Source organism: Streptomyces sp. NPDC028635 (assembly GCF_040637635.1).
In the GTDB taxonomy this organism is placed as follows: Bacteria; Actinomycetota; Actinomycetes; order Streptomycetales; family Streptomycetaceae; genus Streptomyces.
Window position 1 is genome coordinate 350138 of sequence record NZ_JBEZWX010000003.1, and the last position, 21705, is coordinate 371842.

17 protein-coding genes are annotated in these 21705 nt (G+C 73.0%); 7 read left to right on the forward strand and 10 right to left on the reverse strand.

What is annotated here, in order from left to right:
• The first annotated feature begins 47 nt into the window (after positions 1-47).
• The 3 genes from AB0E88_RS05690 to AB0E88_RS05700 all read left to right on the forward strand — a co-directional run bounded on the left by AB0E88_RS05690 (position 48) and on the right by AB0E88_RS05700 (position 2676).
• Entirely contained in the window at positions 48-827 is a 780-nt protein-coding gene (locus tag AB0E88_RS05690; RefSeq protein ID WP_361624295.1) for a GNAT family protein, read from the forward strand.
• A 253-nt stretch (positions 828-1080) separates the two neighbouring features.
• Positions 1081-2139 (forward strand): PP2C family protein-serine/threonine phosphatase, encoded by a 1059-nt coding sequence (locus AB0E88_RS05695; protein WP_361624298.1) that lies wholly within the window; start codon positions 1081-1083, stop codon positions 2137-2139.
• Between the two features lie 219 nt (positions 2140-2358).
• Entirely contained in the window at positions 2359-2676 is a 318-nt protein-coding gene (locus AB0E88_RS05700; protein WP_361624301.1) for an ANTAR domain-containing protein, read from the forward strand.
• 25 nt (positions 2677-2701) lie between these two features.
• On the opposite strand, the gene AB0E88_RS05705 is transcribed toward AB0E88_RS05700, so the two are convergent.
• On the reverse strand, positions 2702-3655 hold the full coding sequence (locus AB0E88_RS05705) for a helix-turn-helix transcriptional regulator (protein WP_361624304.1): 954 nt from the start codon (positions 3653-3655) through the stop codon (positions 2702-2704).
• Positions 3656-3934: 279 nt separating this feature from the next.
• Here AB0E88_RS05705 and AB0E88_RS05710 point away from each other — a divergent pair, with 279 nt between their 5' ends.
• The gene (locus AB0E88_RS05710) at positions 3935-4288 is read left to right on the forward strand and encodes an STAS domain-containing protein (RefSeq protein ID WP_361624307.1); all 354 of its coding nucleotides are present in this window, start codon (positions 3935-3937) and stop codon (positions 4286-4288) included.
• A 104-nt stretch (positions 4289-4392) separates the two neighbouring features.
• Here AB0E88_RS05710 and AB0E88_RS05715 read toward each other — a convergent pair whose 3' ends face one another.
• Together AB0E88_RS05715 and AB0E88_RS05720 are read right to left on the reverse strand one after the other, a co-directional pair.
• On the reverse strand, positions 4393-4869 hold the full coding sequence (locus tag AB0E88_RS05715; protein ID WP_361624310.1) for a (2Fe-2S)-binding protein: 477 nt from the start codon (positions 4867-4869) through the stop codon (positions 4393-4395).
• Between the two features lie 9 nt (positions 4870-4878).
• Positions 4879-7209 (reverse strand): molybdopterin cofactor-binding domain-containing protein, encoded by a 2331-nt coding sequence (locus AB0E88_RS05720; RefSeq protein WP_361624313.1) that lies wholly within the window; start codon positions 7207-7209, stop codon positions 4879-4881.
• Between the two features lie 174 nt (positions 7210-7383).
• Between AB0E88_RS05720 and AB0E88_RS05725 the strand changes: the two genes are divergently transcribed.
• Together AB0E88_RS05725 and AB0E88_RS05730 are read left to right on the forward strand one after the other, a co-directional pair.
• Positions 7384-8592 (forward strand): helix-turn-helix domain-containing protein, encoded by a 1209-nt coding sequence (locus AB0E88_RS05725; RefSeq protein ID WP_361624316.1) that lies wholly within the window; start codon positions 7384-7386, stop codon positions 8590-8592.
• Positions 8593-8740: 148 nt separating this feature from the next.
• A complete protein-coding gene (locus AB0E88_RS05730) occupies positions 8741-9490 on the forward strand; it encodes a hypothetical protein (RefSeq protein WP_361624319.1) in 750 nt (249 codons plus the stop codon).
• A 7-nt stretch (positions 9491-9497) separates the two neighbouring features.
• On the opposite strand, the gene AB0E88_RS05735 is transcribed toward AB0E88_RS05730, so the two are convergent.
• Positions 9498-11129 carry a sigma-70 family RNA polymerase sigma factor gene (locus AB0E88_RS05735; RefSeq protein ID WP_361624322.1) on the reverse strand — a complete coding sequence of 544 codons (1632 nt, stop codon included), beginning with the start codon at positions 11127-11129 and terminating at the stop codon, positions 9498-9500.
• Between the two features lie 481 nt (positions 11130-11610).
• Here AB0E88_RS05735 and AB0E88_RS05740 point away from each other — a divergent pair, with 481 nt between their 5' ends.
• Positions 11611-13119, forward strand: coding sequence for an MFS transporter (locus tag AB0E88_RS05740; protein WP_361624325.1), 1509 nt, complete (start codon positions 11611-11613; stop codon positions 13117-13119).
• Positions 13120-13209: 90 nt separating this feature from the next.
• Here AB0E88_RS05740 and AB0E88_RS05745 read toward each other — a convergent pair whose 3' ends face one another.
• From AB0E88_RS05745 to AB0E88_RS05770, 6 genes are all read right to left on the reverse strand, one after another.
• Entirely contained in the window at positions 13210-15966 is a 2757-nt protein-coding gene (locus AB0E88_RS05745) for a bifunctional YncE family protein/alkaline phosphatase family protein (RefSeq protein WP_361624328.1), read from the reverse strand.
• Between the two features lie 4 nt (positions 15967-15970).
• The gene (locus tag AB0E88_RS05750) at positions 15971-17329 is read right to left on the reverse strand and encodes an ABC transporter permease (protein ID WP_361624331.1); all 1359 of its coding nucleotides are present in this window, start codon (positions 17327-17329) and stop codon (positions 15971-15973) included.
• Positions 17326-18270 (reverse strand): ABC transporter ATP-binding protein, encoded by a 945-nt coding sequence (locus tag AB0E88_RS05755; protein ID WP_361624334.1) that lies wholly within the window; start codon positions 18268-18270, stop codon positions 17326-17328. Before AB0E88_RS05755 ends, AB0E88_RS05750 begins: the two co-directional genes overlap by 4 nt.
• 195 nt (positions 18271-18465) lie before the next feature.
• Positions 18466-19413 (reverse strand): hypothetical protein, encoded by a 948-nt coding sequence (locus AB0E88_RS05760; protein WP_361624337.1) that lies wholly within the window; start codon positions 19411-19413, stop codon positions 18466-18468.
• 308 nt (positions 19414-19721) lie between these two features.
• Positions 19722-20255 carry a VOC family protein gene (locus AB0E88_RS05765; RefSeq protein ID WP_361624385.1) on the reverse strand — a complete coding sequence of 178 codons (534 nt, stop codon included), beginning with the start codon at positions 20253-20255 and terminating at the stop codon, positions 19722-19724.
• 80 nt (positions 20256-20335) lie between these two features.
• Positions 20336-21565 carry a hypothetical protein gene (locus AB0E88_RS05770; RefSeq protein WP_361624340.1) on the reverse strand — a complete coding sequence of 410 codons (1230 nt, stop codon included), beginning with the start codon at positions 21563-21565 and terminating at the stop codon, positions 20336-20338.
• Between the last annotated feature and the right edge of the window lie 140 nt (positions 21566-21705).

Below are 21705 nucleotides of genomic sequence, written 5' to 3' on the forward strand. Positions count from 1 at the left end.
CCACCGGTGACCGGGAGGGCCCCCATCACCAGAAAGACCGAAGGTCCGTGCCCGTTGCCGTCGTTCTCACCGGTCGCCTGACGCGGCTGGAGCCCCTCGCGACGCACCATGTCGAGGGTCTGGCTCAAGCCGCAGCCGAGGACCGCAGCTCCTATGCGTTCACCCCTGTCCCGCACGGCCTCGACGGGGCCGCCCACTACGTCGACCGCGCGCTCGCCGAGCATGCGGCGGGCCGGGCGCTGCCGTTCGCCGTGGTGCGCGCCGACGACGGACGCGTCGTCGGGTCGACCCGCTTCGTGGAACTCGACTACTGGCAGGGCCCCCTGGTGTGGCCCGCCGTGCCCGGTCTCCCCTACGGCGACCCGGTCACCGCCGTCCCGGACGCCGCCGAGATCGGCAACACCTGGCTGTCCGCGCGCGCCCAGGGCACCGGGATCAACGCCGAGGCCAAGCTGCTCATGCTGCGCCATGCCTTCGAGACCTGGCGGCTGCGCCGGGTGTGCTTCCGCGCCGACGCCCGCAACGCCCGCTCACGCGCCGCGATCGAACGCCTGGGCGCCACCTGCGAGGGCGTGCGCCGGGCCCACTCCCGGGGACTGGACGGGGTGGTGCGCGACACCGCGTTCTACTCGATCCTGGACGAGGAGTGGCCGGCCGTCCGCGCCATCATCGAGCTGCGGCTGACGGCGGCGCGCTCCCGGACGGCCCTCGGCGCCGTGCAGGCCGGCGGGTCCCAGCCGGGCGGCTTCGACGCGGGGCTCGTCCCCGCCGTGCAGGGCGGCGGGTCCCCGCCGAGCGGCTTCGACGACCGGCTCGTCCCCGCCTGAGCGTCGGCCGGGGAGCGCCGGACCGCGGGACCGGCTCGCGCCCGCCGGAGCGCCCCGCCGGCCGGCACCCGGGGCAGCCCCGGCCACCGACCCGTCCCCGGCAGGAGCGCCCGGCCTGCGTGGGAGGACCTGCTCCTCCCACGCCGGAGCAACGGCCCCGCAGCGCCCGGCGGCATGTGGTGACGCGGCTGCGGAGGTGAGATCATGACGTGTGCCCCTGCAGGAGTTGCGGCGGACACGGTCGGGACGGGCGTTGGTCCTCATCCCGATCGGGCTGATCGTCGCGGTGTACCTGGTGGACGTCCTGGCACCGTCGGACGTCCATCTGGGACCGCTGCTGGTGGCCGCGCCGGCGCTCACGGCCGCGTTCGCCGGCCCCCGGCTCACCGCGCTGATCGGTCTGCTGGCCGTCGCCGCGCAGATCCTCATCGGAGTGTCGCGGGGTGTCCTCGGCACCGAGAACCTCGCCGCACAGATCGGGGCCCTGGTCCTGGTCTCCGGCCTCATCGTGCTGTTCTGCCTGGTCCGGGAGAGGCGCGAGCGCCAGCTCACCGAGAGCCGCACGGTCGCCCAGGCCGTCCAGGAGGTGCTCTTCCCCGCGCTGCCCCGGCGCAGCGGCCCGCTGGACCTGGCCTGCCTCTATCTCGCCGCGCAGGACGAGGCGACCATGGGCGGCGACCTCTACGCCGCCGTCCGCACCCTGGACAGCACCCGGCTGCTGATCGCGGACGTACGCGGAAAGGGCCTGCCGGCGATCACCCATGCGGCGCTGCTGCTCGGGGCCTTCCGGGCGGCGGCGCACCGCAGGCCCACACTGCCCCGGCTCGCGGTCCACCTCGACGGCAGCATGCGCTGGGAGTCCCACCAGTGGAGCCCGCCGGGCACACCCGACACCGAGGAGGCGTTCGCCACCGCCCTGGTGCTGGACCTGCCCGACGGGGAGCCCGTCGTGCACCTGGTGGTGTGCGGGCACCCCTCTCCCCTGCTGCTGAGCGGCGGGCACGCCGAGCCGCTGCCCGTCAAGCGGATCGCGCCGCCGCTCGGCCTCGGCGGGCTGTCCGGCGACACCGCGTACGTCGTGGAGTCGTTCCCGTTCCGCCCCGGGGACGTGCTGCTGCTGGTCACCGACGGCATCATGGAGGCCCGCGACGAGCGGGGCGTCTTCTTCCCGCTGTCCGACCGTGTCGAGGCCTGGGCCGCCGAACACCCCGACGACCTGCTGCACCGCCTGCGCGACGAACTCATGACGTACGCCCACGGCCGGCTCGGCGACGACGCCGCGGCCGTGACGATCACCCGCCGCGCGGAGTGAGAGGGCGCCGTACTCCTGTCCGCGCCGCACAGGGGCACCCCCGGCATCGGGGCCTCGGGGGCGCGCCGTGGCGGCCGTCGGCCGCGGTCGGCGGAAGCGATCACTTCGTTTTCCGGACCGTCATGCGCGGCAGGTCTTCGTTTCCGGTGCTCCGCAGTGCCCACGGCCCGGGCAGGAGAACGGTGACCAGTCGACCGCCGCGTCAGGAGCAGCACCACCATGCCGGAACACGAGGACCAGCACCGTACGATCCTCGCCCTCCAGGAGGAGATCCAGCAGCTGAAGCAGGCCGTCGTCTCGCACGCCGTCGTCGATCAGGCCATCGGAGTCGTGATCGCCCGGGGCAGACTGCCGCCGGAGGCGGCGTGGGCCGTCCTGAAGGAGGTCTCCCAGCACACCAACACCAAACTGCGGGACGTGGCGGAACACGTGGTGCAGTGGCCGCACTGCGGCTGGCTGCCGCCGGAGATCGGCCGGGCCCTGCGCACGGCGCTGGAGCGGCGCACCTGCCCCTCCGGGCCCGCGCCGCATCAATGAACCGACCCCTCCGGTGGGCCCCCGCTCAGCCGCGCAGGGTGCTGGACGGGCTCGTGCCGTAGGCCTCGCGGTACAGCGCGGCGAACCGGCCGGGGTGCGCGAAGCCCCAGCGTGCGGCGATGTCCCCGACGGTCGTCTCCGCGGGGTCGGCGGCCCGCAGCTCCTGGTGGACATGGGCCAGACGCACCCGGCGCAGATAGCCGAGCGGGGTGGTGTCGAGGTGGCGGCGGAAGGCGTACTGCAGGGCCCGGACGGTCACATGGGCGGCGGCCGCGATCTCGGCGACGGTGAGGGGCTGGTGGGCGTGGTCCTCGATGTGGGCGACGGCCCGCCGCAGGGTCGCGGAGTGGGCGTCGGTCCGGTCCTGCGCGGTCGGGTCGGTGTGGGCGGTGTTCGGGAAGGCGGCCAGCACGCTCGCCGCCAGCAACTGTCCGCTGGTCGAGGCGATCAACGGCTGGGCGGCGACGGCCGGATCGGCGAGGACGTGGTCGCGCAGATAGACGATCGTGCTCTTCAGCTGGCGGGCGGCGGCCGGCGAATGCGGCCGGTGACCGGTCAGCCGGACCGGCTCCGGGACCGGCTGCGGCCCGGTGGCGGCGACCTGGTCCAGCAGGGCGCCGTCCAGCATCGTGATGTTGTAGCGGGCGCTGCAGACGCGTCCGGCGTAGGGCAGGTCCGGCGGTGCGAAGAACACCATGTCGCCGGGACCGAAATCGTCCCGTACGCCCTGGAAGACGTGGTCCTTGATGGTGCCCTCGTGGACCATGCACAAACAGATCTTCCCCAGCGGGGTCACGGCGTAGCTCATCTCGAAGCCGAGGTCCAGCTCGTCGACGCTGACCGAGGGCATGGTGCCGCGGCGGATGCGCGCCCTGCTGTCCTCGGGGGTGCTGCTGCCGATGGTCATGCGGGCGTAGGCCCGGCACAGAAAGTCCTCGGTCTCGGCCAGATCCTGGCTGTCGAACACCAACGAGTCCATCGCGTCACCGCCCCGGCACAGAGGAGAACACCCCGCGCCGCCTCGCCGCGGGACGCGCGGGCCGGCGACCGGGCTTGCTCTTCGACGCTACCCCGTCGCCGGACGGCGATGCGCGGGAGGGTGCGCCGCGCTTCGCTTTCCGGACGGCCGTGCACCGGTGCTTCGCCCGTCGGGCTTTGCACCTGGCCTGCGCAGGGAACATATACGCGGCAGCGTTGCTGCTCCGGGACCGCGTTGCGCCATGGGCAACCGGGGTGGGAGACGACAGAAGGAGCCACCGTGACGTCCGAGGTGCGCATCCAGGTGACGGAGGAGCCCGGCCAGGTGCCGCTGGTCACCGTGACCGGCCCGCTGGACCAGTTCAGCGGCCCCTCTCTGTACCGGCAGGCCGCGCGCGTGCTGGAGAGGCACGCATCGCTCATCGTGAATCTGGCCGGGGTCACCGCGTGCGACTCCTCGGGCCTCAACACGCTCCTGCGGCTGTGCCGCCGCGCCGGCGAGGCCCGTGGCCGCCTGGTCCTGGTCCCTCCGCCGGCGCTGCTGGACCGGCTGACACCGCTCACGCTCCGGGAGAGCGCGCTGGTGGTGTACGGCAGTGTCGAGGAGGCGCGCACGACTGATCTCGCCGCCTGACCACCCGGTCCACGCCGACCTGCTCCCACCCGGTCCGACCTGCTCCCGCCCGGTCCGGGACGGCAGCGGTCGGCACCGGATGTCCTGGCGCCCGCCCGGGCTGCTCAGTACTTCTTCGCTCCGGCCACGATCGCCTCGCGGATGCGGTGATAGGTGCCGCAGCGGCAGACGTTGCGGATCTCGTCGAGATCGGCCTCGGTGATCTCCCGGCCCTCCTCGCGGGCCTTGCGCACCTTCGCGACGGCGGTCATGATCTGGCCGGGCTGGCAGTAGCCGCACTGCGCGACGTCGTACTCCAGCCAGGCCTCCTGCATCGGGTGCAGCTCGCGGCCGACGGTGGCGGGCAGGCCCTCGATGGTGGTGACCTCGTCGTCCGGGCCGATGGCCTCGACCGGCACGGAACACGGGTTGAAGGCCTTGCCGTTGAGGTGGCTGGTGCAGGCCTGGCAGACGCCGAGCCCGCAGCCGTACTTGGGGCCGGTGACACCGAGGACGTCTCGGAGCACCCACAGCAGCCGGACGTCGTCCTCGATGTCGACGGTCACCCGCTCGCCGTTGAGGATGAAGGTGTGTTCGGGCACGGGGCTCTCCTAGAAGGCGCGGTCGAGGCCGTCGGTCGGGGACGCCGGGATCGGCGGGCTGGTGGGCAGCGGCTCGAAGCCGAGCGGGCCGGAGTGGTTGACCGGGAAGCTGGTCGGCATGGTGCCGGTGGCCCGGCCGTAGGCGCAGGCCACCGCGGCCGCCGCACCCGCCACGGCCAGTTCGCCGGCGCCGCCCGGCTCGCCGGTGGTGGGCGGCATGACCACGATCTCCAGCTCGGGCGGGGTGTTCCACTGCCGGGTGTAGAAGTAGTTGTCCCAACTGCCCTCCAGGAAATGCCCGTCCTTGAGGTGCAGTCCCGAACTCAGCGTGATCGCGATGCCGTCCATGATGCCGCCCATCATCTGGGCCTCAAGTCCGCGAGGGTTGACGGCCAGCCCGACATCGACGGCGCAGACGACTTTGGTGACACGCGGTCCGGTGTAGCCGTCGCGGACCGTGCGGCCGGTGGTCTCGGGGCGGCAGTCGATCTCCGCGAGGACGGCGACACAGGCGTGGTACTCGGGATGCAGCGCGATGCCCTGCGCCGTTCCGGCGGGCATGCTCCGGCCCCACTTCCCCACCTCGGCCACCTTGTCCAGCACCGCCCGCGCCCGGTCCTCCTTGAGGAACTCCCGCCGCAGCCGGTAGGGGTCCTTCCCCAGCCGCTTCGCCAGCTCGTCCACGACGAGCTCCTGCGCGCAGCGCGCGTTGGGCGAGTAGATGTTGCGCATGGAGCCGGTGTGGAAGCCCTTCTCCGTCTCGCTGAGCAACTGGGTGACGAGCCCGAAGTGGTACGGCGTCTGCTGGGTGAGCGCGAAGATCGTCTCCGAGAAGGTGAGGTCGCCGACCGGCAGGCGGGCGGCCTCGGCGGTGATGATCTCGCCGACACCGTGGCCGAAGTCGGTGGCGACGGAGGTGTGCCGCTGGTCGCAGGTGAGCACCTGGCCCAGCGCGTAGGTGGCGCGTACCCGTGAGGTGGCCATGGGATGGACGCGGCCGTGCCGGAAGTCGTCGGTGCGGTGCCACATCAGCTTCACCGGCTTGCCCATCGCCCGGGAGATCTCGGCGGCCTCGGCGGCGGCGTCGTGGAAGAGCTTGCGGCCGAAGGAGCCCCCGCCCTCGGTGACATGGACCGTCACCGCGGACACGGGCAGCCCGAGCTGCGCGGCGATCTGTTCCTGGGCGACGATCGGGGACTTCAGACTGGCCCAGATCTCGGCCCCGTCCTGCCGTACGTCGGCGATGGCGCAGTTGGTCTCCAGGGCGCTGTTGCCGGCGAAGTGGAAGGTGAACCGGGCGTCGACGGACTTGGTGAGCAGGTCCAGTGCGGGCAGCGGGAGTTCCGCCTTGCGCAGCGCGGCGCGGACGGTGTCGTCGCTGCGGCCCTCGACCGGTCCCGGACCCCAGGACGCTTTCACCGCGCGCACGGCGTCGATGCACTGCCCGAAGGTGCGCCCGCGGACGGCCACCCCGGTGGAGACGGTGACGACGTCGGTGATGCCGGGCATCGACCGCACCTCGGCCAGGTTGTCCACCGAGCGGAGGGTGCCGTTGATCGTGGGCGGCCGGCACACCATCGTCGGCAGGGCGCCGGGGACATGCAGGTCCATGGCGAACCGCTTGCGCCCGGTGACCGCCTCCAGCGCGTCGATGCGCCGCTGGGCGGTGCCGATGACGGTGAACGCGGCGGTGTCCTTGAGGGTGACCGGCACCTGGGCCGTCGTCACCGCGGCGGCCTTGTGCGCCAGGTCGCCGTAGGTGAGGCTGCGCCCGCTGACCGCCGAGGTGACGACGCCCGCCTCGGCCGTCAGGGTGTCCACGGCCTCGCCCAGTTCCAGGGCGGCCGCCCGCAGCAGCCGGCCCCGGGCCACGGCGGCCGCCACCCGGATCGGGGTGAAGGTCGAGATGGTGGTGTTGGAGCCGCCGGTGAGCTGGTTGAACAGCAACTCCGGCCGGGCGTCGGCGAGCGTGACCCGGATCCGCTCGAGCGGCAGGTCCAGCTCCTCGGCGATCAGCATGGCGCTGGACGTGGTGATGCCCTGGCCGACCTCCGCGCGGGGCAGCGCGAAGGAGGCCGTGCCGTCGGCGTCGACACGGATGGTGATCAGGTTCGCGGTGGGCAGCGCGGCATGGGTGAGCATGTCGTTGAGGTCGTAGATCTCCGCGGGTCCCGGCACGGAGGGAACCACCGCCGCCGCCTCGTCGGGTGCGAGCACCGCCTCGCCGAGCTCGGCGGCGACGGTGAGGGTCGAGGCGGCCAGCACATAGCCGAGGAATCTGCGGCGTTCGATCCCGGCGCGAGGGGGCCGCTCCTCCGGGTCCGTCAACGGTCCTCCCACGCGTTCCTCCTTCACTCCGCCACGCGTTGTGCACACGCACCGCGGGCGCCGCGGCGATGCGGCACACTGCCGGTGATTCCACCGCTCAGCACCGGTTTCGGCCATGGGCGGGCGACGGGAAAAGGCGGCTCCGGTTTGTGCCGGCGCACAACCGCGCCCGGCTACACTGCGCCCGTGACGCCACAGCTGAGGGCCGGCGACCGGGTCGTGGAACTGGTGGGCCGGCTGCTGACCGAGGTCGACCGGCTGGCGGAGGACCTCACCGACCAGATCCTCGGCGGTGAACACGCCTACGCCGAGAGCACACTGCTGGGCCGCGCACAGCTGCGCACCGTCGTGCGCGACAACCTGTCCACGATGTTCACGGCGCTGCAGGGCCGCCCCACGACGCTGGACGCGCCCCGCGCCGCCGGCCGGCTGAAGGCCGAGCAGGGCATCCCGCTGGCCGCGCTGCTGCACGCCTACCGGCTGGCCGGCCGCTTCATCTGGGACCGGTTGCTCGCCGCCGCCGTGGACGACGGGAGCACCGTCCAGCTGCTGCACCTGGCCTCCGACATGTGGGCGGCCATCGACGACTACTCGGGGGCCGCCGCCGACGCCTACCGCGCCGCTGTCGAGGAGCGCTCGCGGCGCGACGCCGCCACGCGCAGCATGATGCTCACCACCCTGCTCGAGGGCCGGGCCGGCACGCACGCGAGCGCGTGGGAGATCGCCCGCGTCCTGGAACTCGACCGGCAGGGCCCGTTCGTGGTGGTCTGCGCGGAGGTCCACGACCGGGTCGAGCCGCTGCCCAGCGTCCGCGGCCGTCTGGCCGCCGCCGGGATCGGCTCCGAGTGGCTGCAGCAGATAGGGGCCTGGGTGGGCCTGCTGTCCCTGCCCCACGGACAGGCCCTCTCGGCGGCCGTCGACCAGCTCACCGCGATCGCCCTGTCCCGGGTCGGCGTGAGCCGCGCCTTCACCTCCCCCGTCAACGCCCCGGCCGCCTGGCGGCAGGCGCAACTGGCCGTGCAGTGCCTGCCGTACGGCGCCCACGGCACCCATCTGTACGGCAGCGCCCCCGTCTCCCTGCTGGCCGCCGCCTCCCCCGACACCGCCCAGGAGGTCGCCGGGGCCGTGCTCGGACCGGTCCTCGCCCTGCCCCCGCAGGAGCGGGCCACGCTGCTGGCGACCCTGCACGCCTGGTTCAGCGCGGGCGGATCGACGACAGAGGCGGCCGGCCGCCTGCACTGCCACCGCAACACGGTCCTGTACCGCCTGGGCCGCATCGCCGACCTGACCGGCCGTCGCACGACCGACGCCGAGTCCTCCGCCGAGCTGTACATCGCCCTCGCCGCCGTACGGCTGAGCGGGCTGCCGGGGTCGCTCGGCGCGCCGCCCTCGTAGGGGCCCGTGGTCGATCCGTCCGGCTCGGTCAGCGGCGGCGGCGCGAGCCCGGCGGCGTGCCATACGGGGGAGGAATCGGGCCCGGCGGGCAGGGCGGCGGACGAGGTGGTTATGCATCACTCGTCCACGCCCCCCGTCGGAGGTCGCAGTGAACCGCAGTAAGGCCCTGGCCTTCCTGGTCGCAGCCGTGTGCGTCGCCGTGCCGGGCACCGCCGGGTGCGAACGCCCGGCGGGGCACGCGTCCCCGCACGCCGCCCCGCCGGCCGGCGGATCCACGGCCCGCCCCGCTCTCCCGCGCGCGGTCGTCCGCCCGCTGCCCGGGGTCGGCCCGGCCATGCGGGCCCGCATCCCGGCGGCCGCTCGGCAGGTGCTGGTGGTCAGCGGCGCGACCCGGGACACGAACGAGGCCCGGGTGGTCCTCTACGAGCAGACACCGGGCCTCGGCTGGCACGCCGTGGCCGGTCCCTGGCCCGCCCGCAACGGGCTGCGCGGCTGGACCGACGACCACGACCTGAACGACCTGCGCACACCGATCGGTGTCTTCCGGCTCAGCAACGCGGGCGGGCTGCTTCCCGACCCGGGGAGCCGGCTGCCGTACGACCAGGACGAGGCCTTCACCGCCTCCGGCACCGGGCATCTCGGGGAGCCGCTGGACGGCGCCTTCGACTATGTGATCGCCATCGACTACAACCGGGTCCCGGGCAGCAGCCCGCTGGACGAGACCCGGCCCCTGGGCGAGGACAAGGGCGGCGGAGTGTGGCTCCACGTGGACCACGGCGGCCCGACCAACGCGTGCGTCGCGATGGACAAGGCCTACATGCTGGCACTGCTGCGCGTCCTGGACGCGGCAAAGGAGCCGGTGGTGGTGATGGGGCCGCAGGACGCGCTGATGCGCTGAAGACCCCCTAGAGCTTGGTGCCGAAGTCCTGGGTCCACCACGGGCCGCCGTCGCCGTTGTGGATTCCGACGCCGAGGTTGCGGAAGGAGCAGTTGAGGATGTTGGCGCGGTGGCCGGGGCTGTTCATCCAGGACGTCATCACCTCGTCGGGCGTCTGCTGCCCCTTGGCTATGTTCTCCCCGTACGTCGACCAGCGGTATCCGGCGGCCGTGATCCGCTGACCGGGATCGGTGCCGTCGGGCGAGTTGTGCTCGAAGTAGTCCCGGGCGGCCATGTCGTCGGAGTGGGCCTGGGCGGCGTTCGTCAGCAGGCTGTCCTGGGTGACCGGAGCGCAGCCCGCGGCCTGCCGTTCCTTGTTGACCAGGGCCGTCACCTGCGAGGCCAGGTCCGACCCGGCCGGCTGGGCGGCCGCGCCGCGTGCCGCGGCCGCCTTCGACGGGATCGGCCGGGGCGCACGGCGCGCGGGCGCCGCCGTGCTCGGGCCGGCCGTGGCGCTGGCGCGCGGCGAGGCGGAAGTGGCGGAAGCCGACGCGGACGGGGTGGCGGTGGGGCCGGCGCTCAGGGAAGGGGACGGTGAGGTGTGCGCGTCGGGGGCGGCCGTGGCCAGCTCCGGCACGATCGCCGGCTCCACGCCGCGGGCGGCCGCGGCGTCCTTCTCCGTGCCGCTGCCGGGCAGGAGGGTGTGGACCAGGCCGCCGCCGGCCAGACAGGCCGCCACGACGGCCCCGCCGACCGCCCGTCGGCGCAGCCGCCGCCTGCGACGCGCCGCACCACGGGAGCCGGGCCCCGTCCCGCCGTGCCTGCCCGGCCGTACGGACACCGTCGCGCCGACCGGGGCGAGGCTGGCCCCGGCGGGGCGGATCCGGTCCAGGAGCAGGGGGAGGACCGGGACCAGCGCCAGGCCCGCCAGCAGGCCCTCCGCGGGCATCAGACCGCTCCACAGGCCCGAGCAGCGCGCACAGCCGCGGGCGTGCCGGGCGACGCGCTTGCGCCACAGCGCCGAGGGCCGGCCGTCCCAGCCGGCGAGCTCGGCGTGCAGGTGCGGGCAGCGTGGCCGCGCGTCGAGTGCCCGTACCACCACCCGGGCCGCCTCCAGCTGGGCCTTCATCCGCTGCACCCGCACCGCCGTGTGCTGCGGGGTCAGTTCGAGCGCGGCGGCGACCTCGGTCCGGGTCAGTTCACCGGCGGTCTCCAGCCACCACAGCGACAGCAGACCCCGGTCCTCGGGCTCCAGCCAGCGGGTGGCGCGGGCGGTCTCCTGCCGCTGGCCGGACAGCTGCAGTTTCACGATCGTCAGGTCGACGAAGTCGGCGCCCGGGTCGGCGACGTCCCACGCGTCCTCCACCGGCCCCTGCGCGGGCTGCTGCCGGTGCCAGTGGGCGCGCACCTGGTTCATCGCGATGGCGACCAGCCAGGAGCGGAAGCTCGCGGGGTCGCGCAGGTCGTCCAGGGAGCCGAGCGCCCGCAGCATGGTGTCCTGCACGACGTCGTCCACGTCGACGGAACCGTTCAGCGCCCGGCCCACGATGTTGTAGACCAGCGGCAGGAACGCGCCGACCAGCGCGTCCTGGGCCGTCTGGTCGCCGTCCCGGGCGGCGGTCACCAGTGCCGCGGGATCCATCGTGTGCCCTGTGTTCATGCCCTGCTCCCCTGTCGTCGACGTCGAACGTCGTGGTCCGTCACATGGGAGATCCCTGAGGGAGCACCGGATAACGGTTTTTCGCCCAGACGTGCGAAGAGAGGTCACCGCATCGGACGTCCGGAGTGCAAGGAAGCACGTCACATCGCGCTGCGCCGCCCGGTGGACGGGGGGCGCGCACGGCGCGTCCGTTCGAGTGGAGGCCGCCGCCGCGGCGATGCGGGACGACCGCGAACGGCGTTGAGCAGGTCCGTCACCTCCCCTGCCCCTCACAAGGAAGGAACCCGTCCATGCGACGTACCGCCCTGCTCGCCGTCTGCGCCCTGATCTCCGCCGCGGCCACCGGCTTCTTCACCACGGCGGCCATCCACAGCCGGTGATCATCAAGCCTTCGTCTCGGGTTGCGGGCACTCGTGTGTGCCCGTACTCCGGTGGGGGAACCTGATTCGTCTCTGCACCGGCCCGGGTGGAAGGAGCCCTTGTGACAGCCCAGGTGTCAGCGGTGAACGACCGGGACCCGGACGCCGGGTACCGGCCGGATCCGCACCGCTGGCGGGCCCTGTGGGTCACTCTGGTGGCCGGATTCATGAGTCTGCTCGACGTGACGATCGTGGCGGTCGCCCTGCCCACGATCCAGCACGATCTGCGCGCCTCCCCGGCGCAGGTGCAGTGGGTGGTCTCCGGGTACGCGCTCACCTTCGCTCTCGCCCTCGTCACCGCGGGCCGTCTCGGCGACGCCCTGGACCGGCGCCGGATCTTCCTGCTGGCCCTGACCGGCTTCGTCGTCTTCAGCGCGGCCTGCGGGGCGGCCCCCGACATCACGCTGCTGGTGGTGGCCCGTCTCGCCCAGGGCCTGGCGGCGGGCTTCATGGCGCCGCAGAACTCCGCGCTGATCCAGCAGATGTTCCGGGGCGCGGAACGCGGACGCGCCTTCGGCTTCTTCGGCGCGACCGTCGGTGTCTCCGCCGCCGCCGGACCGATCACCGGCGGCGCCATCCTGGCCCTGGCGTCCGGCGCGCAGGGCTGGCGGTGGATCTTCTACGTCAATGTGCCGATCGGCATCCTCGCCGTGCTGCTCGGCCGCCGGCTGCTGCCCCGCACCCGCCGCACGGGCCGGGGGCAGGTGGACTGGCCGGGTGTGGCGCTGCTCGGTCTCGGTGTGCTGGCGTTGATGTACCCGCTGGTGCAGGCGGACTCCGGCGGGATCGGCCGGGTGTGGTGGCTGTTCCCGGCCGGTGCCGCCGTGCTCGCCGCGTTCACCTGGTGGCAGCACCGGCTCGTCGCGCGCGGCGCCCAGCCGCTGCTCGATCCCCGGCTCTTCACCACCGTGCGCGGGTACGCCGCGGGTGCCGCCGTGGGCACGCTGTACTTCGTCGGCTTCAGCGGTGTCTTCCTCGTCTTCGCCCTCTTCTACCAGCACGGGCTGGGCTTCTCGCCGCTGCACTCGGGGCTGGCCGTGACCCCGTTCGCCTTCGGCTCGGCGTGCGCGGCGGTCGGCTCCGGCCGGCTCGTGGACCGGTTCGGCCGGCTGCTCACCGTGTGCGGGCTCGCCGGCGTGGTCGTCGGCCTCGGCGGCACCGCGCTGCTGCTGCTCCTCGCTCCCCTCGACGTCGCTCCCTGGATCGCCGCCCCGCTGCTGCTCGTCGGTGGCGTCGGCAGCGGTCTGGTCGTCTCCCCCAACATCACCCTGACCCTGCGGGACGTGCCCGTGCGGATGGCCGGGGCGGCGGGCGGCGCCCTGCAGACGGGGCAGCGACTCGGCGCGGCCGTGGGCACCGCCGCACTGCCTGGCCTGTTCTACCTGGTGCTGGGCAGGAGCGACGACTACCGCCGGGCCGTCGTGACCGCGCTGGCCGCGGCCCTGGTGGGCATGCTGGCGTCGCTGGCGCTGGCCACGTTCGACTGGCGGCGCGACCGCTGCACGCGCGGCGGGCACGGCAAGTGCCCGGACGAGGTCGCCCACGACCCGGTGCACGCTCGCCATCCCTGACCGGCGTACGCCACCCCCACACGCAGACGCGCGGGGCCCCCGGCCGGCAGGCTGCCGTCCGGGGGCCCCGTTCACCGCGGGCGGGGCGCGTCAGCCGTCGGACTCCGCCGACGGGATGAAGGCGCCGGGCACGTCCTGCGGGGCGTAGATCTTGCTCTCACCCGGGTACGGCTTCTTCCACTCGTGCGTCTGGTACCACGTGAAGTGGTTCATCTGCGCGGGGTTGGCGAAGTCCGGCACGGCGTGCGGGCCGGTCAGGCGCTGCTTGCCCTTCCAGGCGTCCCACTGGGCGGCGAGCTGCCGCTTGTCCGCCGGGACCTTCGCCGACGGCACGGCCGCCGCCCGCGGGTTCTGCGGCGCCGGGTTGTCGGTGCCGCAGGCCGGCGGGGTCTTCAGACCGTCGGTGAGCGAGGCCCGGTTCGGCAGCGCCTTGAACGGGGTGAGGTCGGCGCGCGGGGTGAAGGCGCCGCGCATCGGGGTGGCCGCGCTGTCCTTCTGGTTCATCGGGTGGATCCCGAGGATCTGCTCGATGGTCCGGATCATCGTGATCTGGGTGTAGTAGTGGCTGTCGACGACGCCGTGCCGGGCCCAGGGGCTGATGATCTGGATCGGGGCGCGGTGGCCGTCGACATGGTCGAGACCCGCCTGGGAGTCGTCCTCGACGACGAAGATCGCCGAGTCCTTCCAGTACGTGCTGTGGGAGATCTCGTCGACCATCCGGCCGACCGCGAGGTCGTTGTCCGCCACCTGGGCGGTCGCGCTCGCCGGGCCGCCGGTGTGGTCGTTGGAGAACCAGAACATGTTCAGGTTCGCCGGACCGTTCTTCTCGAAGTCCTGCTTCCAGATCTCGTACTTGTAGACGTCCGGGACGTCGAGGTCGAACATCGGGAAGCCGGGCGCGGAGACGGCGTTCAGCGACGGGATCGCCGAGCCGGTCTGGATGGGGTACGCGGTCGGCTTGCCGGTGGCGGCCATGTCCTTGGCGTCGCAGTACAGGTTCTGCCAGGTCGCGCCGGCCGGCTTGCTCTCGACCGACTGGAACTCGCCGAAGTCCCGCACGGACTTCCCGGCCGCCTGCGCACCCGTCCACAGGAAGCCGGACTTCTGGTGGCCGAGCGCGTCGTTCTCTGTGTCGTAGCTGCGCTGGTACTCACCGGCCGAGGACTCGGTGTACTCCGGGTCGTCGGCCTGCATCAGCCAGTTGTGGCCCTCGGCGGAGTTGGTGCCGATGTCGTAGGTGTTGTCGTACAGGCCGAACTGCCGGGCCAGCGCGTGCTGGTTCGGCGTCACGTTCTCGCCGAACTGCGTCACCGACGCATCGCCGTTGCCCTCCGGCATGTCACCGAAGACCTGGTCGTAGGTCCGGTTCTCCTTGACGATGAGGAAGACGTGCTTGATCGCCGAGGGGTCGCCGAGGCGGTTGGGCACCGGGACCGGCCTGGCCTTGCCGCGGGCCTGGCTGAACGCGACCCGGCCGCCGTTCCAGCCGTTCTGCTGGAAGACCTTGGCGGTCTGCTTGCGGGTGACGCTGTCGTCGGGCAGCTTGAAGCGCTGCACGCTCGACGTGGTGTCGTGGGTGGCGTGGCCGGCCTTGGTGGTGGGCCGGCGGGCGTCGATGCCGCGGGTGTTGGAGACGTACACCTGGTCGCCGGCGGTGGCGATCTCGGCGGGGAAGTAGTCCGTCGGGAGCAGACCGACGTAACTGACCGGCTCCTGGGGCCTCGTGTACCGGTAGACCGCGACCGCGTCGGCACGGCCCAGCGTCACCAGCAGATGGCCGTCGTCGGTGAGGGTGACGGCGTCCGGCTCGTAGCCCACGGACGCCTCGGGCCACGGCTGGGTGGCGATCGTCTGGACGACCTTGTCGCGGGCGGTGTCGATGACCGACACGTCGTTGGTGGCCGTGTCGGTGACGAACAGCGCGCCCTTCTTGGCGTACAGGGCGGTCGGGTGGAGTCCGACGTCGATGCTGCCGGGCGCGGCGGCCGGGTGTGTCAGGTCGATGACGCTGACCGTGCCGGTGGTGGTGGCGCCGGTCTTCGGATCGGCCGGCACCTCGGTGCCGTAGGAGTTCATGGTGGTCTCGCCGGGCTTCGCCGGGCGTCCGCCCTCGTTGCTGACGTAGAGCTTGCCGCCGACGCGGACCATGTCGCGCGGCGCGTTGCCGACGGCCCAGCTCTGCCGGATCGCGCCGGTCGCCGCGTCGAGGGCGACGACCCGGTTCTGGCCGTTGACCGCGGCGTACACCGTGGTGCCGTCGGCGGAGAAGACCGGCTCGCCGACGAGGGCGTGCTTGGTGCCGTCCGCGGGGATGGTGACGGACACCGGGCTCGTGACGGTGCCGTCCGGGTTCACGGTGAAGCGGGTGTAGCCGTCGGTCTGGCCGAGCCACAGCTGCTTGCCGTCGGGCGAGTAGGTGGGGCCTTCCTGGCCCACGCTGTTGCTCTTCAGGCGCGGGTTCGAGGCGGCGGCGGTGCCGACGACCTGCTGCACCTTGTAGGTCTTCAGGTCGACGAGGGCGAGCGCGCTGCCGCCGTCGGTGACGGCGGCGGCGAGGTGGCTGCCGTCCGGGCTGAGGGCCGACGACATGATCTTGCCGTCGTTGATGACGAGACGGTCGCCGTAGGGGGCGATGTACTGGTCGCTGGAGATGACCTGGCCCTGATCGGTCTGCTGACCGACCTGGTCGGTGCCGAACTGGTGGGTCTGGGCGTAGGCGACGCCCGCGGCCACGACGGCGAGAGCGGTGGTGCCTGCCGTGACCAGGGGTATCCGGCGGCCGAGGCGTCTGGCGAGAAGGCCGGGGGCGTCCTTCTCGACACGCCGACGACGGCGTGTTACCTGCATGGAGTCATCCCTTCGAGGTGGCGGGGAGAAGCTCGACGTTGCCGTCGAACTGCCAGAGGGGGTTCGGCGCGTCACCGGTCGCGGTGCGCACCAGGAAGTAGCCGTTGACTTCCTTCGGTCCGTCGCCGTCGGCCATGAAGCGGCCGTCCGCGGTGACGTCGAGCTGGTAGACGGCCGTGCCCGCGGCCTCGATGCCGGGCAGGTGCCAGGTGACGACGCAGCGCCAGTCGTTGCCCGGCCCCTCGGCGGCGGTGGTGAGGCCGCCCTTGGTGCATGCCGCCGTCGCCTTCAGCGCGGCCTCGGTGACGTCGGGCCGGTTGAGCTGCCGGGTCTGCATGCGGTACAGATGCGCGAACTCGGTGGCCAGGGAGCGCTGCAGCTTGTCCTGGTCGATCCCGGAGCCGGTGGCGCCCGTCGTCGCGGCGACGGCGGCCGAGCCCGCGGCGACCAGCAGGACGAGCGGCAGGACGCCGGCGGTGACCGCGCGGCGCGCCGATCCGTCGTAGGCCGGGTTGGTGAAGTCCCGCCGGACGAACAGGACATGGGCGAGTACGGTCGCGGTCATGGCCCAGACCAGGCTGACGGCCACGCCGATGAGCAGCGGGGCCGGCTGGGTGGGGCTCGTGAACAGGCCGCTGAAGGAGAGGAACGCGTAGCCGGGCAGGGCGAGGCGGACCGCGACGGGCAGCGGGAGCATCTGCGCGAGCTGCATCGCCAGGGCGACCAGCGCGGGCAGCAGCAGTCCCATCGGGGAGCGGCCGAGCAGGACGGAGCCGAGCAGACCGATCGCCGCGAGGGCCAGGGTCGGCGCGAGGGCGCAGGCCCAGGCGAGCAGGACCTCGGCCGCGGCGTCGCCGGGAGGGAGCAGGTGGCCGTCGAGGCCGACGAGCGGCTGGTTGCCGACCGCCAGCAGTCCGCCGGCGATGCTGGAGGCGACCAGTCCGGCCACCGTGAGCAGGATGACGGTGAGGCCGGCCAGTGCCTTCGCCGCGAAGATCCGCCGGGGTGAGCGCACGGCCACCAGCAGATGGCGCCAGGTGCCGAGCCGGTCCTCGGCGGCGAAGACGTCACCGGCGACGACCGAGGTCAGCAACGGCAGCGCCCAGGTGCCGGCGAACCCGAGCAGCACCAGGGGCCCGGCCCAGCCGGTGGCGTGCATCCAGCGGCCGAAGAGGGTGTCGACGGGGAGGGTGCTCTGCCGGCTCACCGCGGCGACGAAGAGTCCCGGCGCGAGCCAGCAGGCGAGGAGGAGCAGCCGGATCCGCCACTGCGTCAGGAGTTTGACCAGTTCGAAGCGGTATCCGCGGACCACGGACACCCGGGGGGTGATGGCAACGCTGTCACGGGTGACGGTCGCGGTCATCGGCCGGCCTCCTGCTGCTGTTCGGTCAGGGCGAGGAAGGCGGCTTCCAACGGCGAGACGACGGGGGCGAGTTCGCGTATCGCGACGCCGGCGCGCACGAGCGCCGAGACCAGTGCGTCGAGGGCGGGCACCGCGGCTCGCACGACGATCGCCTCGCCGTCGGGCCGTACGACGGCGTCGGCGGCGAGGCGGACTCCGCCGGTGTCGGCGGCCAGCCGGCGGGCGGTGCGCGGGTCGGAGGTGAGCAGCCGGTAGTCGAGGGCGCTGTTCTCGGCGGCGAGTTTGCCGAGCGGCCCGGAGAAGACGACGCGTCCGGTGGCCAGGATGGTGACCTCGGAGCACAGGGCTTCCAGGTCGTCCATGCGGTGGCTGGAGAGCACGACGGCGGTGCCCTCGGCCGCGAGGGCGGTGAGCACGCCGCGCACCTGCCGGGTGCCCGCCGGGTCGAGGCCGTTGGCGGGTTCGTCGAGCACGAGGAGGCGGGGGCGGGTGAGCAGGGCGGCGGCGAGCCCGAGCCGTTGCCGCATGCCGAGGGAGAACCCGCGGACCCGGTCGTCGGCGACGTCGGTCAGCCCGACCCGGTCCAGTACGTCGCCGACGCCGGCCGTCCGGGCGCCCCGGCCGCGCAGCGCGGCCAGCGCGGCGAGGTTCTGCCGGGCGGTGAGCGAGGGGTAGAGCCCGGGCCCGTCCACGAAGCCGGCGACGCCGTCGGGTGCGGCGAGCGACCGTCCGACGGGTGTGCCGAGGATGTCGAGGCTGCCGCTGTCGGCGACGGCGAGGCCCAGCAGGAGGCCCAGCAGGGTCGTCTTTCCGGCGCCGTTCGGTCCGACCAGGCCGTGGATCCGACCCGGCGTCACATCGAGGTCGACGCCGTCGAGGGCGACGACATCGCCGAAGCACTTGGTGATCCCGCGAGCCCGGACCACGAGGTGTGTGCCCATGAGTCCCTTCTTCCGCAACGCTCAGGGACCTTAGGGACGGCACACGGCTGGGGCGACGACCGCCGGTTGAACCCCGACCGAACAGATCGTCAAGGCCTCGCAAGAACATGGGCGTCAAGCATCGACAAGTCCCTTATCTACGACATGTCATATCGGTTTGCTTGACGCCGAGGACACCTGGACGGAGGCAGACGGTCAGCGGGCCTTGTTGCGGGCCGTCTCGAACGCGGCGACGGGGTCGCCCTCGACGCGCCAGGGCCAGCTGGTGACCTTTCCGCCGATGGCGTCGAACACCGGGGCGGTCTCCCGGGGTCCGCCGGCCGCCGTCAGGGCGTAGGCGAGCAGATTGAGGTCGGCGACGGCCGCGGCGTGGGAGAAGAACGCCGGGCTGGGCCAGGTCGCCAGCGCGCGGTCCAGGAACCGCGCCGCCCGCTCGCCGTTCCAGTGGTTGCGTGCCAGCAGCGCCTCGGTCCCGCCGCGCGCCATGGCGGAGTGGTACTGCAGGAGGTGCGCGGCGAGTTCGACGGACGCGCAGGGGGCGTTCGCCGGCATCCGGGTGCGCAGGGAGCCGACGAATTCGAGGACCTGGCCGAGGGAGCCGGCCTCCTGCGGGCTGAGGTAGGCCAGCATGCTGAGATACGCCTCACGGTGCCAGCGGTCGCGCGCCACGATCTCGTTCCAGACGGAGAAGACCTCGCGCTCGGCGTAGCGCTCCAGGCGGGCGACGCCCAGCATCACCACCCACGGCGAGGGATCCTCCGGGGCGAGCTCGGCGGCCAGCAGGCACGTCTTCCAGGTCGCCGCGGCATCGGTCATACGGCCGGCGCCGCGACCCTGCTCGAGTGCGGACCAGGCGTGCAGCACCAGCGCACGGGCGTTGCGGGGTTCCCTTCTGGCCCAGGCGCCCGGCAGATGGGACGCCGAGAGGAACTCGGCGAGGACGGACAGACGGTGTGCCCTGCGGTCGGCGCTCAGGTCATCGGGCTCCAGAACCTGGGCCATCTGAGCCACGCAGATCTCCGTCCCTCCGGCCATGTTCAGCCTGGACGCCGACAGCAGGCGCTTCAGCAGCTTGCCGAGGTCGGCGTCGTCGAGTTCGGGGGCGAGACGCGGGGTGCGGCCGCGAGCGGAGAAGAAGGGCATGGTCGGATGCTAGGAGGGGGGCAACCTGTCACAAGGTGCGCACGGAGATCGTTACCGGATACTTGTCTCGCAGCCCGGCACCGGCGCCGACGCGCCGAAGACCCGCTTGGGCAGCCGCATCGGCGAGTTGAGCGTCGTCGGCCGGAAGACGCTGTACGACACGGCCGTCGCGGGCCGTCGTCACGGCGGTGGAGCGGGCCGCGGCCGAGCGGGGCGTGAGGTCGGATCGGAGGCGGCCGCGGCGCCGGTGTCAGATCGAGGGCGGCCGCGGCGCCGATGGCAGATCGAGGACGGCCGCGGCGCCGATGTCAGTCGGCCGTCCGCACCGGTGCGCTGCTGCGCCCTTGCCGCCGACCGCTCAGTTCGGCGTCGAGGGTCTCCTGCGCCACCCGCATGGACTCGGCGTAGCGGGGCTCGCCCAGCCGCTTCCACATCTCGTCCTCGGGTACGTCCTCCACGTGGGCGACGACCCACCAGACGTTGCCGAAGGGGTCCTTGACGCGTCCGCCGCGCTGACCGAACGCGTTGTCCGACAGGGGCGTGACGACCTCGGCGCCGGCCGCGACGGCCCGTGTGAACGCCTCGTCCGCGTCGGCGACGAACACGCGCAGCAGGCTGGGCAGCACGGGCCAGTCGGCGTGCCGGTCGAAAGCGAGGACGACGGTGTCGCCGACCCGGATCTCCCCGTGCCCGATCAGCCCGTCCTCCGTCCGCACCCGCGCCAGCTCCACACCGGCGAACGCCTCGGCGACGAAGTCGAGAAACGCCCCGGTGTCCTCCGTGACGACCCAGGGGGCGACGGTGGTGTAGCCGTCCGGTGCGGGGCTGCTTCGCTGAGGCATGGCAGACATGGGGCTTCCTCTCGGTCGTTTCGCCGGTGAGGAACACCGTAGGCGGCATGTAGGCCCATTCACGTCCTATATCAGGTGCGCGAGTGCTCGGCGGTTTTCTTCCCGGTGACGACGTAGCAGGAGGCCTGGCCTCCCTCGTCGTTCCACTCGCCTTCGGACGACCACATGAACCAGAAGTGGCCGGGCTCGTCCGATGCGTCGGTCCAGTCGCCGGAGGCACGCCGGTAGGCGTCGCTGCAGGCATCACCGGCTTTCCGCCGGGCCGCCCCGGCGCCCGGGTAGGTGCGTGGGCCGACCTTCTCCTGGGCGAAGACGCGGCCGTGGTGCGGCCCCGTACAGGGCACGACCACGACGGTGGCCATGTACCGCTGGCCCGTGCTGAAGTCGATGCACCCGCCGCGCTCCACCGACTCGATGCCGCGGACCGCCTCGCCCGCCGCGCGGACCGGCGCGTCGGCGTTCACAGCCGGTTGCGAGGTGCCGTGCCCGGAGAGCCGGAGGTCGATCGTCAGGGAGGTCATGTCCTTGAAGACGCCGTCCTTCCTGCCCAGCGTCGACGAGAAGTCGGCGCGCACATGCGTGACGCGGCCCCGGCCGTCGACGGAGACGGTCGCCGGAAGAGGGGCGCTCGTCCGGTAGGACATGACGCGCTCGAACCCGGCGGACAAGTGGCGCCTGAGGTCGTCGGGGAACACGTCCCACGCCGTGGAAGCGGGCATCTCCGCCCGGTAGACCCGCCCCGGGCCGTCGGTGCGCTGCGACGTGGCCCGGGTCGCTCCGAGCCCTTCGAGGAGCGTGCCGCCGATCGGAGCCTCCGATCCGCGCAGGGCGTCGATGGAGTCACCCGCGACGTCCCGTGGGGCGTCACCGGTGCGGTACTCCAGCCAGTACGCCGCGGAGCCGGCGCGATAGCGGATGGTCCGGCGGTCCACCAGCATGCGCCCCGAGGCGTCGGCGTTGCCCTTGCCCGGGGTGAGGCCGAGGGCGGTGTCCCGTACGTCCTTCGGGAGCCCCGGTGCCAGCTCCCACGTCGCCGTCGCCGCGCCCGCTCCCTTCGCGAAGTCCATCCGTCCGCTGACGGTCTGCACTGCCCGGCCCTTCTTCGACGTGAAGGTGATCGTCTGGGTGAAGGCGGCATTGCCGTCCTGCTGCGTCCGGCGCAGGGCCAGGAAGACCTGCCGGTCCAGCTTCTGTCCGAAGACGGGGTGCGCGGCCGGGGCGTCGTCCGGGCGGGAGCAGGCGGTCAGCAGCAGGGCCGCGGTGAGGAGCGGCGCACCGGTGCGGGCAAGGCGTCGGATCATGCACAGGTGACCTCGCCGGACCGCGGGAGGTTGCCCTCCGCACAGGTCACGTCTTGATCACTGGCACCGGAAACGCCGGCGGGGGGGGGGGCGGGGGGCGGGGGCCCCCCCGGCGCGGGGGGGGCCGGCCGGGGGGACAC